The sequence below is a fragment of the Oceanobacillus sp. NCCP-135 genome (assembly GCF_059698015.1).
This window is the reverse complement of sequence record NZ_BAAKSZ010000008.1, coordinates 26173-39576: the sequence shown is the minus strand read 5'-3', so window position 1 is coordinate 39576 and position 13404 is coordinate 26173. Positions and strand designations below refer to the sequence as shown.

15 protein-coding genes are annotated in these 13404 nt (G+C 34.2%); 4 read left to right on the top strand and 11 right to left on the bottom strand.

Translation table 11 applies throughout. The features are described from left to right. The first annotated feature begins 3 nt into the window (after positions 1-3). From AC6HVZ_RS07635 to sigK, 4 genes are all read left to right on the top strand, one after another. The gene (locus AC6HVZ_RS07635; RefSeq protein WP_497557560.1) at positions 4-480 is read left to right on the top strand and encodes a Na+/H+ antiporter subunit E; all 477 of its coding nucleotides are present in this window, start codon (positions 4-6) and stop codon (positions 478-480) included. Next, a complete protein-coding gene (locus AC6HVZ_RS07630; protein ID WP_497557559.1) occupies positions 477-788 on the top strand; it encodes a Na(+)/H(+) antiporter subunit F1 in 312 nt (103 codons plus the stop codon). The genes AC6HVZ_RS07635 and AC6HVZ_RS07630 overlap by 4 nt, the downstream gene beginning before the upstream one ends. Then, complete coding sequence (gene mnhG, locus AC6HVZ_RS07625) at positions 769-1149, top strand: monovalent cation/H(+) antiporter subunit G (protein ID WP_497557558.1); 381 nt, start codon at positions 769-771, stop codon at positions 1147-1149. Before AC6HVZ_RS07630 ends, mnhG begins: the two co-directional genes overlap by 20 nt. Before the next feature lie 145 nt (positions 1150-1294). Continuing rightward, positions 1295-2002, top strand: coding sequence for an RNA polymerase sporulation sigma factor SigK (gene sigK, locus AC6HVZ_RS07620; RefSeq protein WP_497557557.1), 708 nt, complete (start codon positions 1295-1297; stop codon positions 2000-2002). A gap of 121 nt (positions 2003-2123) precedes the next feature. Here sigK and mtnN read toward each other — a convergent pair whose 3' ends face one another. The 11 genes from mtnN to AC6HVZ_RS07565 form a co-directional block, all read right to left on the bottom strand. After that, the gene (gene mtnN, locus AC6HVZ_RS07615) at positions 2124-2813 is read right to left on the bottom strand and encodes a 5'-methylthioadenosine/S-adenosylhomocysteine nucleosidase (protein WP_497557556.1); all 690 of its coding nucleotides are present in this window, start codon (positions 2811-2813) and stop codon (positions 2124-2126) included. 24 nt (positions 2814-2837) lie between these two features. Next, the gene (locus tag AC6HVZ_RS07610; protein WP_497557555.1) at positions 2838-3536 is read right to left on the bottom strand and encodes a YrrS family protein; all 699 of its coding nucleotides are present in this window, start codon (positions 3534-3536) and stop codon (positions 2838-2840) included. 430 nt (positions 3537-3966) lie between these two features. Beyond that, complete coding sequence (locus tag AC6HVZ_RS07605) at positions 3967-5340, bottom strand: type VII secretion protein EssB/YukC (protein ID WP_497557554.1); 1374 nt, start codon at positions 5338-5340, stop codon at positions 3967-3969. Positions 5341-5364: 24 nt separating this feature from the next. Next, entirely contained in the window at positions 5365-6177 is an 813-nt protein-coding gene (locus tag AC6HVZ_RS07600; RefSeq protein WP_497557553.1) for a serine/threonine-protein kinase, read from the bottom strand. Between the two features lie 2 nt (positions 6178-6179). After that, positions 6180-7040, bottom strand: coding sequence for a PP2C family protein-serine/threonine phosphatase (locus AC6HVZ_RS07595; protein ID WP_497557552.1), 861 nt, complete (start codon positions 7038-7040; stop codon positions 6180-6182). Continuing rightward, complete coding sequence (locus AC6HVZ_RS07590; RefSeq protein ID WP_497557551.1) at positions 7040-8494, bottom strand: DUF6382 domain-containing protein; 1455 nt, start codon at positions 8492-8494, stop codon at positions 7040-7042. The genes AC6HVZ_RS07595 and AC6HVZ_RS07590 overlap by 1 nt, the downstream gene beginning before the upstream one ends. 75 nt (positions 8495-8569) lie before the next feature. Beyond that, the gene (locus AC6HVZ_RS07585; RefSeq protein WP_497557550.1) at positions 8570-9145 is read right to left on the bottom strand and encodes a DUF4352 domain-containing protein; all 576 of its coding nucleotides are present in this window, start codon (positions 9143-9145) and stop codon (positions 8570-8572) included. A 91-nt stretch (positions 9146-9236) separates the two neighbouring features. Further along, complete coding sequence (locus tag AC6HVZ_RS07580; protein WP_497557549.1) at positions 9237-9755, bottom strand: A24 family peptidase; 519 nt, start codon at positions 9753-9755, stop codon at positions 9237-9239. An 11-nt stretch (positions 9756-9766) separates the two neighbouring features. Then, positions 9767-10366, bottom strand: coding sequence for a TadE/TadG family type IV pilus assembly protein (locus tag AC6HVZ_RS07575; RefSeq protein ID WP_497557548.1), 600 nt, complete (start codon positions 10364-10366; stop codon positions 9767-9769). A 137-nt stretch (positions 10367-10503) separates the two neighbouring features. Continuing rightward, positions 10504-11091, bottom strand: a complete 588-nt coding sequence (locus tag AC6HVZ_RS07570) for a DUF4352 domain-containing protein (RefSeq protein ID WP_497557547.1) — start codon at positions 11089-11091, stop codon at positions 10504-10506. Positions 11092-11106: 15 nt separating this feature from the next. Next, the gene (locus AC6HVZ_RS07565; protein WP_497557546.1) at positions 11107-13344 is read right to left on the bottom strand and encodes a hypothetical protein; all 2238 of its coding nucleotides are present in this window, start codon (positions 13342-13344) and stop codon (positions 11107-11109) included. Between the last annotated feature and the right edge of the window lie 60 nt (positions 13345-13404).

The window sequence follows — 13404 nt, the reverse complement described above, 5'->3', positions numbered from 1 at the left end:
ACTATGGCCTTTCAGATCGTTATCAACTTAATTATTGCAATTATGTGGATGTTTTTGAGTGAATCTTATTCTGCCGCAAGTTTTATTGGTGGATACATACTGGGGATACTCTTACTCCTCCTGTTAAACAGATTTATTCCAGGTACTTTTTATTTACGACGATTGATAAAGATATTTAGCTTAATAATACTATTTATTAAAGAATTACTTTATTCCAATATCGATATTGTGAAGGTTGTTTACACACCTAAGCCTAATGTTGAGCCAGGTATATTTGCACTACCAATTGAGGTTAAAAGCAATTGGGAAATAACACTCTTGGCAAATCTTATTTCTTTAACGCCTGGTACATTATCCGTAGCTGTTTCCAATGATAATTCCAAGTTATTCATCCATGCCATGCACATTGATAATATAGAGGAATTTATTTACTCGATTAAAAATACATTTGAAAAAGCTATTTTGGAGGTTACAAGATGACAGATTTCCTAGCAATCACAGAAAATATTCTTGCTACCACAATAATTATCTGCTTTATCGGTATTTCGATATCACTTATCTTATTGCTGTATCAAATCATCAAAGGACCAACGCAGCCAGATCGTGCGGTTGCACTGGATACGATAGGTATTAATTTAATGGGAATTGCTGGAATCTTAACTATTTTCCTGGCGACTACTAAATTGACTGACATCGTTTTGTTAATCGGGATATTAGGATTCCTTGGAACACTTGCAATTGCAAAATATCTGGAAAAGGGTGTTATAATTGATAGAGACTTGGATTGAGATTATCATCAATATTATTATTATACTCTTTTTACTAGTGGGTACATTTTTCATTCTATCTACGTCTATAGGCATTGTTCGTTTTCCGGATGTCTATACAAGACTGCATGCAGCAACTAAGGGATCTACCCTTGGGATTGCATGTATATTAATTGGAGCATTTGTATATCTATTTTCAGCGCATTCCATAATAAGTGGAAAATTATTATTAGCCATTGTGTTCATTCTTTTAACTGCACCGGTATCTTCACATATGATATCGAGAGCTGCTCATAGCAATGGGATCAAACCATACCTTAAAAATAGAAATGACGAATATGAAGAAGCACTTAAAGAACATTATACAAATAAATCAAAGTAGCAAAGTTATTGATGGATGTTTCAATCAGATTGGGACATCCTTTTTTTATATATCTTCACTCGGACAGACACGAAACCGGCAAATCCCTCATAATGATGTTATATAGGCAAAAGCCTATTGCAGCATTCAGAGGAGGTGTATTTACTTGTCCGGAATTTTAACAGTACTTGGACTTCTAATTAAAGAAGCCCTATTTTTTGTTTCTTATGTTAAAAATCATGCCTTCCCTCAGCCGTTACCATCAGATGAAGAAGCAAAATACATTAGAGAAATGCAAAACGGAAGTGAAGAAGCCAGAAATAAGCTGATCGAACATAACTTACGATTAGTGGCACATATCGTTAAAAAATTCGAAAATACCGGGGAAGATGTAGAGGACTTAATATCCATCGGCACGATTGGCTTAATAAAAGGTGTGGAGAGCTTTTCTGTTGATAAAGGGACAAAGCTTGCAACCTATGCTGCCCGCTGTATTGAAAATGAAATATTGATGCATTTACGAGCTCTAAAAAAGATAAAAAAAGATGTTTCCCTGCACGATCCAATTGGTCAGGATAAGGAAGGTAATGAGATTAGTTTAATCGATATACTGGAAGCCGAAAATGAAAATATTATTGAATACATTCAACTGAATATGGAAATAGCAAAAATGCAGGATTATTTTTCGATACTTGATAACCGAGAACGTGAAGTGATTGTGTATCGTTATGGCTTAAATAATTATAACGAAATGACGCAGCGGGAAATTGCCAAAAAATTAAATATTTCCAGAAGTTATGTATCACGAATAGAAAAAAGAGCTTTAATGAAGGTATTTCACGAATACTATCGGAAAGAGAGAAAAGGAAACTAAAAGGAGCGTATATGTGGTTTACACATAAACGCTCATTCTATAAATTATATTGCTAAAGCTACACTCCCCTTCCTCTTCCTGAGTTTTTATCCAAAGTGATGGAAATGGAGTGTAAAAAACATTATATTTCTTTAATTACCTGCATAATTAACTGTGCTGCATGCTTAGCGGCCTTTTCTAAAAATTCATCAAATGAAATGGAAGATTTTTTTCCTGCAATATCAGATAACGCACGGATAACTACAAATGGTTTATTATATTGAAAACAAACCTGAGCGATCGCAGCAGCTTCCATATCTGCAGCAATCATTGCAGGAAATTTATCCTGAACGAATGCTGTACGCTCTGGATCTTCCATAAATGAATCACCTGTAGCAATCAATCCTTCTTCACAATTGATTGGTAATTTTTTTACTGCATTAGTTGCTTTTAAAATTAAATCTTTATCAGCTGGATACATTGCCGGCATACCAGGCACTTGTCCATAAGCATAATCAAATGCTGTAACATCTACATCATGGTGAACAATCTGAGAGGATATAACAATATCCCCAATTTCCAGATTTTTCGAGAAGCCACCAGCAGATCCTGTATTAATCACTTGTGTTGGGTTAAATCTTTCATGCATGACCGTTGTTGCCATAGCCGCATTTACTTTGCCAATTCCCGATTTTAATAATACAATATCTTTTTCATGAAGCTTTCCTTTAACAAACCAGCAGTTCGCTACAGTTATTTCTTCTTTTTTTGTTATATTTTCCTGTAATAATGCCACTTCTTCATCCATTGCTCCAATGATGCCAATTGTCATGCCTATGCCTCCATTCTGAATACCTTATCGGTTCTTTCTGTCATTCTCAATTAATTCTTCTACTTTTGTTGGTTGCCAACCTTTGTTATCAATCCAAGATAAATAAACACGGTAGATTTCTGTTTGTGCATTATTGGAAACAGTTGCAATTACTTTTTGCTCTCCACCATTTTCGTACCACCATTCAATTATATCATTTTCGGCTAAACCAGTTGCTAGACTTACTGTTTGTTTCAATTCTTTCCGGTCTGCAGTACCTTCATCATAGGTCGTCGTATGCGGCCCTTCTTGTTCTGTGCCCACTGGTCCCCAGTTCCCTGTATACGCTCTTGACACATTACCATCTGATGATTCTACCTCTTCTGTTTCTATATCCTCATTATGATCCTGATTGTTTTTCTCATCCGAATTTTGGTCATCATTGGAACCTTCTTCTGTTTCAGCTGATGATCCCCCTATATTCTCAGAATCGGACCTTTTCTCATTTGAATTAGAATCCTCATTTGCATCATCATTTTTATTGTCATCATTTATTACAATATCTTCAGAGGCACTGTCTGGCTGTTCTGTTTTTTCTTCATCATCTCCCCCGCCAAATAACCAGATTCCCAGTAATACAATGATCAGAATACCACCAATTATAAGCAAAATTGAAATGCTTTTTGTGTTTTTTCTGCGTTTTTCAAACTTGTCCAAGCGTGAATTTTTGCCATGATCGTTCATACAATTTTCCCTCCCTATGCTTACCTCATTATATTATCATAGTATTGATATATATTTATATTTTAGATGTGTTACAGTATGCAATAATCTGTTTAACTTCTGCTAGTAAATGTTACTTCCATCCATTGGGTTTTCCCCTTATCAACACTGATAATTAGCCTTAATTCTGTCCCAGTACATTGAAACGTAAACTTTATTCACTTAAATTATCCTGGAGAAAAGCTTTATAGTATAGAAAAAGGACTTCAAAAAAAATATGCCTTATAGTTACTAAATTAGTATTATATAAGCACATTTTTGTATTCTTTTCCATATTGTTTTCTTAGCCGCTTCATCCGGTCTAGCCCAGATGAAGTGATCACTACATGTACCCGTAATAAAATCACTACGTATAAAAAATAAAAAAGTTCGGATGAATATCGACTGATTTTTACTCTTTTAGTTCCTTAATTTGTTTATCTAATTTTTCTACAGCATCTTCTTTTTCATCATCTTCCATTTCTTTATTGGCATTTATTTTATCTTTTTGTAATTCCAGACTTGCAATTTGAATATCTTTATTTTCAAGTTCTTCCCCTAACTTCATTGCTGCTTCATGATCATCCAATTCAATATAGCTCTTGGCTGCAAGAAACGTTGCCCGATTATTTTCTTCGATCTCTGTAGACAACTCTATTACATTTTCATATTCTCCATTAATCCACGCCTGCTCCATTTTAACCACTGGATCATTTGATTTGATTTGCAGAATTGCTTGCTGCGCTTTTTCATTGTTAATTCCTCTTAAACCCTCGACAACTTGTCCATGATAGGCTTCACTCATTTGGGCTGCCTTTGTTAAGCTTTCAAACGTATTTAATTTAATATATTGCTCTATTAGAGTTTGTTCAGTACTTTCATCCAGGGTGCTCACACCTTCAAAGATAGAAATAGCTTCTTCTGTTTCCCCGGTAACTGCAGCTCGATATGCATTCATTATTTTACGGTTATCATCAAGCAGGGATTGCAACTCTTTGTTTTCCTTTGTTAAAATCTCTTGTTTTTCATTTTGCTGCTCTGCCGCAGCTGTAGTTTCTTGAGTGAATGGGACAATCTTTATTGCATAAAGTAATATCATTCCAAGTGCTATTCCGATCAAAAAACCAGCAGGAAGCAGAAATTTATTTTTAGCATTTTCTTTTTGTTCAGTTTTTTGTTTATCTGAGATATACGTTTTACGTTGGAACAAATTAGGAGTATTTATGATTTCCCTTAATTGATTTATTGTTGTAGCTGAATTTATCTTTTTAATAAATGATTCTTTAGCTTTTTTTCTATCCTCTTTTCCCGATGCAGCAAAATTAGATGTTATAAATAGCGATACAAGAAGCGGCTTCAATTCCTTAACCAGCTGGGATGAAGTCAGTTCCTCTGTCGGTAATACGGAACGAATGCCTCTATGAGCAAATTTAACGCTACCGTGTTCATTAACATATATGTTGTCGGGATGAACAAGTGTTGTATATTGTGTGCCAATTAATTTTTCAACGATTAATAGATTATTAGCGATTATCTGCTTTAGTTCATCCTTTGTCAGCGGAAGGTTGTTTAAAGATTTGTAATTCTGCTCCTTTTTATAATAAATACGCACATATTTCTCATCAACAATATAGCGCTTGAAATCAAAAAAGTAGGAATCCTGTTTATTCAACTCATCAAGCTGTTCTGTTTCGACTATGTCGGTTTGTACTTTAGGGATTTCATATATGATTACATCATCATTCTCTTTAATAGTTCCATGCCTTAATGCAAAATGTCCTTCCATCATAATCACCTCCGAAAATTTGATCTATTTATTGGAATGTAATAATTTTTGAAATCGTTCTTTAATATTGAGTTTTACATTTGACAAAGCACATACCAGCTCATCAATATTGTTATACCTTCTATCCGGGTCTGTTTGCGTCAATTTTATAATGACTTCTGCAAAAGCTGAAGGAATGACTTCCTTCAGCAATGAAGCATCATTATTTGTATAAATATTTAGACCATTGCTAGTCATATAAAATAATACGGCACCCAGTGAGAAAAAATCTGAACGGAGATCGACTGTTCCGTTTTCAAACTGTTCCGGAGCTGCATAGCCGATTGTTCCAAGTGCTGTAATATTTCCCGTATCCTTTAGTGTGACAGCTACTCCAAAATCAATCAGATATACATCATTATTAGTCGATAACAATATATTCGATGGTTTAATATCTCTTATTACAATGGAAGGAATATTGTTATGAAATACCTCAATGATTTTGGTTATCTGTTTAGCTATATCCACTATTTCCTGCCAAGTGAATGTCCTATTTTCTTTTTCTATTAAATCAGATAGACTCACTGCTTCTATTTTTTCTATTACAATTGCTTTATAATGTTTATTTATGGTAAATTTATCAAATAGCTTAGGGAGTTGATCATGATTAACTGCTGCAAGAATCTTTGCCTCATTATCAATCTGGTTATTAAATAATGTACTCGCACTTTTTACAACCTTTAAAATGGCCTGCTTTCCACCGCTCACTTCCACCTCGTATAGAAGTGATGTACCACCCTCAGATAAATAATCCACTATTTTATATTTGTTATTAATAACCTCAAGCTTCTGAAACATTTTTATTCCCCAGTTCTTCCAGTGACATTAACAGTGAGTATTGATACATCATCATGAAAGCTTTCGGTTTTTACAAGGTTATAAAAGTGATCGCTGACTTCCTGCACAGACCCCTTTTCTTCTAGTTTCATCATCCATTGTTTTTTTAACTCATCTTCGGTAAACAGCTTATAAAGACCATCTGTACATAATAAAAAGTAATCAGCCGTTGTGAATTTACCTGAAGCGGTATATGGTTCTATATCTCCCTTTACTCCTACACATTGTGTCAGGTAATGAGCCTTATCATGAGATCTTGCTTCCTCTGCAGTCATTACACCATTTTCAACCTGCATGGATGCAAACGAGTGATCAACAGTCAGCTGGAGAAATGATTTCTCCTCATTCAAATCAATCGTATCATCATTAGGTTCTTCCAATGTGAGTACCTGCTCCCGATAACGATAGATCCTTGTATCACCAATGTGGCAGATGAAATATTCATTGCCCACTAGGATAAGAACACTTAATGTTGTTCCTATTTCCTTCTTCTCACGTCTCCCTATTTCAATCAGTGTTTGGTTAATTTCATGAAATATATCGATAAGCCCTTCCTGACACTCCTTTAAGAATTCTTTTGATTTTTCATTCATCCATACGTTGCTTTTCCACCATTTAAGTAAATAGTTCACTGCAAAATAGCTTGCAGCATCACCCATGGAATGGCCACCCATCCCGTCAGCAATGATAAAGATATGAACAGCCTGATCTGAATTCAAGGTTTTTGTTGAATGTGCAAGAGAATCCTCATTTGCTTTTTTAGAGGAAGGTTTTATTGTGAACTTTCCTATTTGGGTATGTTCATTTTTAGTCGTATTACTCATTATGACACCTTATATGTGTAAATCGTTTTTCCGATTTGAATCGTATCCCCATCTGATAGTTCATGGATTTTATATGGAATGATTTTATCATTGTTAACATAGGTTCCATTTTTAGCACCTAAATCCTTTATTCCATAGGTATCGGACAGTTTAATGAATTCAACATGCAATCTAGATATCCCTACACCTTTTTCAACAAAATTAGTTTCTTTATCTGCACGACCGATAATAAAATTATCTGTATCCAGTTGTATTTTCTCTTCTGCACCGTCCCGGTCAATAACTAGATAGTTACTGATTTTCTTCCCATTGTTTTTCGGAAGCATTTCATTCTCATCGAGCAGCATTGTCTGATCATTCAGCTGACTTCCAAAACTATCTGTACCTGTTGTTTCGGGATAAACACTGTTCATAGCAGCTGCACTTTCAGCATCTGCAAAACGAATTTCTTCTTCAATCTGTTGATAATCCTCCTGTATGAATGGCTGAAGTTCCATTTCTTCAGGTTTCTCATTATTTTTATTCACTTGTTTTGACTGGACCTGCTTCATTGGCTTTTTCTTCACTTTTACCTCTTTTTCTGTAATGGTAGGTTCAACACCAGGGCGCCAAACAAACCAATATACATAAACCCCAGCAATTATTACAATGGACAAAATACTTGAAACAGTAAGCATTGCCGTATTTGTAGAAACTTCATATAATTTCCAAGCCATTGCAAGTAAGAGCACACCAATAAGTGCAGAGTAAATTTTATATTTACTGCTCAAAGGTGGAAGCTTACGTGTTTTTTTAATTTTTATCATATCTTCCTTTTTATTATCAACTTCAATTTGCCTATCTGAATCTTCTTCTGTGTTCTGTCGACTGCTTTTCTGCAAACGGCTAAGCAGCTGTTTTATTCCTTGAAGACTGAACCCCGGATCCTTAATATAGCTCAGAATCATTTTGAATTGAACCCCTTTCAATCCTTGAACCTCACTAGCCATATTCAGCAATAGCTTTTTAAGGCTTTCATATACGGTATTATTGTTGTCTACTTCTTTTAAAGGCAAGTAGGTTAAATAGACCTGATGATAGCCATTTCCAATAAAGATAAAATCCTCATGAAGAATGAATCGATGATCACTAAGCATGTTATTATTGGAATCCTGCAATGCCTGAATGATATTAATAAATAACGAATAATATTCCTGCATTGTCAGTGGGCGTTCTTTTGCAAAGGGACGTAATCTGCGCAATCCTTCCATTTTATAAAATACTGTTATTTGATCATTCACTTCCTCAAAACTTATTGGTAAAAGTCGAGGTATATTATTGGATTGGATCATTTTCAGCTGAAGTTCCTGAAAATCCTTATACTTAAACCCTGTTTCACTTGTTTTTTTCAGTTTCATATAAACCCCGTTTGATTCAGTATAGCTTATATAATATTCATCCAGTGGATTAGACAATTTTATTCCTCCTCGCTTAAAAACATAATAATCAGTAATTACACTTGGTATATCAATAGTTAACGTTTTATCCCATTAACTTTCGGGGTTAGGTAATTCGAAGTGGGTTTCTTCGTCGGATTGAATTTCATATTTTAATAAGAATATATCCGCATAACTTACTCTAGTTGTATATACCAAATGTCCAGTTAATTCCTCACCTGGCACTAGTTCTTCATCCCCTTCAGTAAAAAATTCATCGATGGAAGTATGACCGCTTAAATCTTCGCTGCCAGCAAAGTTTGCTGAGAACATTTCATTTGGTACGTAAGCCTCATCACTAATATTTTTAATAATAATATCAATAACTGCAAATCTATCTTCTTCTTTTGCCCCAGAGAGATAATCACCAATGGCCGTCCCATCAATTTCCTTTGTTAACTGAAAGTCGTTAACAGTTACCTCATAATCAAATTCATAGATATCACTAGTAATTACCGCTGTTTCACCAATTTGATATACTTTCTTATCTTCTGAAACTTCATCATTATCAGTGGAAGTATCAGTAGTTGTTTGATTATTTTCTTCTACATCGCTATCACTATTTCCTTTTTCATCACTACATGCTGCCAGTAATAATCCTATCAGAAAAATAATTAATATCTTTTTCATATGCATATCGCTCCTGTTAATCATTATCACTATTGTTTTCTTCCAATCGAATCGAAAAACCTAAAAAGATTCGTCCAGTGGGTTAGTCTGTTTAAGCTAAATGGATATAGTAAAAAGCAGTAGCAACCCCTGGTATTACAGCATATATAAATGGAAATCGATTTGAAATATTATTTTTAAACTCATCCAATGGAGTTAATGATCTTTTCTGCACGGTTTCTTTAATATGTAGGAGTGCTAATGTCATATTTATAAAAAATGTTTTTGTAAAAAGCAAAACAATAATTCCAATTACACCCGCAAAAATAATAGAATACATAATTGAATAAAGAGTAAATAATAAGCCAGTAATTGCACCGATTGCTGCAAATAACTTAACATCACCAGCACCAATGGCCTTAAATATATATAATAGTAAAAGTATGACCCCACCTGTTATTGCGCCAAAAGAAGCATACAAAAAGCCATCTATTTGAGATACAACAAGATGATATATTATTCCTACTAGTACACCACTTGCATTCAACCAATTCGGAATACGGTGTTGGAATGCATCATAGTAGCATACAGCGATTAAAAAAATAATCAAAATTATAAAATGACCAGCCATCTGATCCCCCCTCACTTCCCGGTCCAGGCACGTTCAACCGCAACTTTTTTTATAGTTACAGTTCTTTCAATAAATGGGAGTATGATGCTCAGTTCATTCTTAGCCCCCACTACTACATCAGAATCATCTCTTGTATTAGGGTAAGAATAATCAACGATAGTTATATTGTCAGCATTAAAAAAAACTGAATTACCTACCCTGTTCTTGTATTTGTCTATAACTACATTTTGATATAAATCCTTGGCAATGTGACCTTCTATTAACTCTCCTGAAGTTGGTATTAGCTCTTTCCCAGCAACACCAATTTCACTGAGTAATCCTTTTGCAATATCACTGTTTCCCAGAGCTTCACCAGCTTTATCTGTAACCCCATCCACAAAACCATCTGTTGTTTCTTGTATTTTCTTTTCTGCAACCATGGAAAGAAATGTATAATGTGCTACTGTTTGAGCTGTATCACTAACAGCTTCCTGCAGAGCCATTTCAGCAATAGATATTTTAACCAATGTCGTTAAAAACAGGATAAATGTCAATACTATCGGAATTAAGAACGCTGCCTCAACTGTAATACTGCCATCTTCTTTTCTTATTTTGGATATTAATTTATTCATTCAATCTCACAATCCTCCTACCATAGAAAGTAGAATAAGAAATATACTCACCCATGCTATTCCCTGAGATGGGTAAGTATTGAGGTATTGATTGATTATCGAACTCAGGGAGTAGCATAATTAGCTTTGGTTTATCTTTATTCTGTAACAGGTAATTCAAATTGAATTTCTTCTTCCATTGCTTTCGCTTCATAAGTTAGGTATAAGAATTCATCGTCCAGAAAGTAACTACTAACATACACTAAATCACCTGTTATCTCTTCACCAGGGGCTAGCTCTTCATCTCTTTTAGTGAAAAACATATCATATGAAGATTCACTTGAACTAGATTCTGATATTATTTGTGCAGAAATTTTATCATTGGGTACAAACGGATCTTTCGACGTATTCTTTATGGTTACATTTACAATAGCAAATCTTCCATTTTCTTCGGGATTATAGTTATAATCTTCTAAAGAGTTTCCTTCATAGTCCTCGGTAGTCAATTCAAAGCTATTCACAGTGATTTCATAAGGAAATCCAAATGAGCTGCTCGTAGTTTGTGCTGTCTCTCCAATTTGATAAATACTTTTACTTTCTTCAGATTCTTCCGTATTTCCTTCAGTATTTTCAGACTCCGTTTCCTCTTCTGTTTCTTTCTCCTGCGAGTCTGTATTGTTTTCACCATTGTCACTGCAACTGGCCATAAAGATACCAGCCAGTAATAGGATTAATATCTTCTTCATCTGTATTCCTCCTCGTTAATATGAATATACTTTTTTCTTATTTATCGTGTATGTACTTCCCGATAAATCACCCGAATCTAAAGGCAAAAATTCTGTCAGTCCAGGAATAAACCAGAGTTTAATTTCACCGGTAACTTCGCCTTCCAGATAAGATGGGGTACTATCCAGTTTTACCTCAGTATCCTTTGTTATAGTGGCTTGCAGCCTTCTTCTCTTATCGTTATTATAATCTTCTCCAGTTGATTTCATCATCATAAATAACCTTAAAAATAACGGCATAGTCATTTCAATTTTTCCTTGCATATTAAAAGGTTTCCAATCAAGCTGATACTTGCCATTTTTTTTAATCGTTAATTTGGTAATATCTTCAGCAGTGTCAGCGAATGCAAAAACAACTGCCCTCAAGAAACCAATTGGACCAGCAAACCCTGCTTTAAACAGTATATTTTCTAATAGATATACTACAAATAAAACCAATGCAATATCTTTAATAAATAAAAGATAGTTTACTCCTGCAGTATGACTACCATATACGATGTATTGTGCCTGTTTCGTGTCATATAAGAAAGATCCTGCATCTGGTGAAAGCTCATATGGCTCTTTCGTACCATAATTTGCAAGGATATATTCATTAACATATATTTCATTTCGAAATTCATTCGGAAATCCCTGTACAAAATCAATAAATTGACCAAATCTATCAAAGGCTTCTGTAATGAAATCTGATTTGCCTATATTTTCACGAAATGTATTCTCACCTACCGCATCGTATTGTGTGACTATGTCGTTTAACTTATCATAGTTGTCCTGATCATTTGCCAGGTTCTCAATTCCAGTAAAAATACTCCATAAAGTTTCAAATCCCTCATCTGATTGACTTTCCTGCTCCTGAAATTCTTCATCATTAATCAATTCATTGGATTCAGTAAAATCAGCTAAAGGTTCTTCTAACGATTCTACATAATTATCTTTCATACTATTTTCTTTGTTTTTTAATTCATTTTTTATTGCTGTTGCAGGGATTTCATTTTCCTCTATGATCATGTGGAACCCTTTTACCAGCTGAACCACCCTAAATTCAGAGTAGGAACCACTGTTTAGAGCATCTCCCATAGACATTGATCTACTTGAATCAAATTGTTCATCCAAATATTCAATACTGCTTTCAATTTCAGTAAAAAATTCTTCTTCTAACGGCATTTTTAATAATTGGTCAATCTCCTCCTGGGATTCTTCATTCACTTCAATCCCTTCAAATTCCAGTGAATCGACCAGTTCTTTTATTTCATCATTATAATATTTTGCACTCATTGCTGCTGGTTGTTCAGATGAACCCATTAAACCAAACAACGGGATGAAAATATTTGACTTAGATCCACTAAAGTTTGTAAATAATCTTTGATGATTTGTTTTCAACTTATTTAATTGATCCTCATAATTTTCTATTTCCTGTTGCTCTTCTTCGGCTTGCTCAGGCTCTTCTTCTGTCGCTTCTTCTCCCTCTCCTTCCGAACTATTTTCATCATCATTTTCATACTTATCTATTAGTTTGTGATAACGAGCATTGTAGAAAACTAATCCTTCCATTCCTTGAATGGTTTCAGGTATTTTCATATTAAATGGTGGTGAGGGACCAATCATTTGTTCCAAGTCTTCTATTAATTTAATATACTTATCTATATCCTCTTTTGCCTTTTCAATTTTTTCATTTCGCTTTTTTACAAGTTCAAAGATTTCTTCATATGTTTCAGCAATATTTTCTATCTTATCTGCATCGTTTTTACTGAAATCTTTTAAATTTGAATTTAGTAGAGCAAACAATTCCTGGCCTAATTGTGCAGGAGCTTGATATTTCATGCTTTCCAATATTTGATGCTCAAACACATCTAAATCAACTAAATTTCTTGAATTATCAAACGTTATAGATTTAGTATTTATACTGGGATTTGAAAGGTTTAATATACCATTGAGTTCATCTTCTTCATAGAATTGCTTATCAATATATTCGTTAAAGTCTTGTCTTGCACTATTTTCGTCTCCGGCATAACTGAATAATCCTACACTGGCCAACTTCTCATTAAATTGTGCCATTGTGGAGCGAAGTGCTGCATCCATCGCATTTTCAATTTGTCTCTCTGCAGAAACTATTCTTAATGTATCAATAAACAATGCATTAAGAAGAAAGATTGGCAAAATGATAATAATGGCAAAAATAGAAACCGAACCACCATCCTTGATAAAAAACTTCTTCATGACTTCACCCCCAATTACAAACAATATGATCCTATTCATTTTTATCTGAAAATAGTTTTT

Coding starts and splice junctions, on each gene's coding strand:
- AC6HVZ_RS07565 (WP_497557546.1), bottom strand. CDS start 13,344: ATGAAGAAGTTTTTTATCAAGGATGGTGGTTCGGTTTCTATTTTTGCC.
- AC6HVZ_RS07605 (WP_497557554.1), bottom strand. CDS start 5,340: ATGGAAGGACATTTTGCATTAAGGCATGGAACTATTAAAGAGAATGAT.
- AC6HVZ_RS07630 (WP_497557559.1), top strand. CDS start 477: ATGACAGATTTCCTAGCAATCACAGAAAATATTCTTGCTACCACAATA.
- AC6HVZ_RS07635 (WP_497557560.1), top strand. CDS start 4: ATGGCCTTTCAGATCGTTATCAACTTAATTATTGCAATTATGTGGATG.
- AC6HVZ_RS07600 (WP_497557553.1), bottom strand. CDS start 6,177: ATGTTTCAGAAGCTTGAGGTTATTAATAACAAATATAAAATAGTGGAT.
- AC6HVZ_RS07610 (WP_497557555.1), bottom strand. CDS start 3,536: ATGAACGATCATGGCAAAAATTCACGCTTGGACAAGTTTGAAAAACGC.
- mtnN (WP_497557556.1), bottom strand. CDS start 2,813: ATGACAATTGGCATCATTGGAGCAATGGATGAAGAAGTGGCATTATTA.
- AC6HVZ_RS07575 (WP_497557548.1), bottom strand. CDS start 10,366: ATGAATAAATTAATATCCAAAATAAGAAAAGAAGATGGCAGTATTACA.
- AC6HVZ_RS07585 (WP_497557550.1), bottom strand. CDS start 9,145: ATGAAAAAGATATTAATTATTTTTCTGATAGGATTATTACTGGCAGCA.
- AC6HVZ_RS07570 (WP_497557547.1), bottom strand. CDS start 11,091: ATGAAGAAGATATTAATCCTATTACTGGCTGGTATCTTTATGGCCAGT.
- AC6HVZ_RS07580 (WP_497557549.1), bottom strand. CDS start 9,755: ATGGCTGGTCATTTTATAATTTTGATTATTTTTTTAATCGCTGTATGC.
- AC6HVZ_RS07595 (WP_497557552.1), bottom strand. CDS start 7,040: ATGAGTAATACGACTAAAAATGAACATACCCAAATAGGAAAGTTCACA.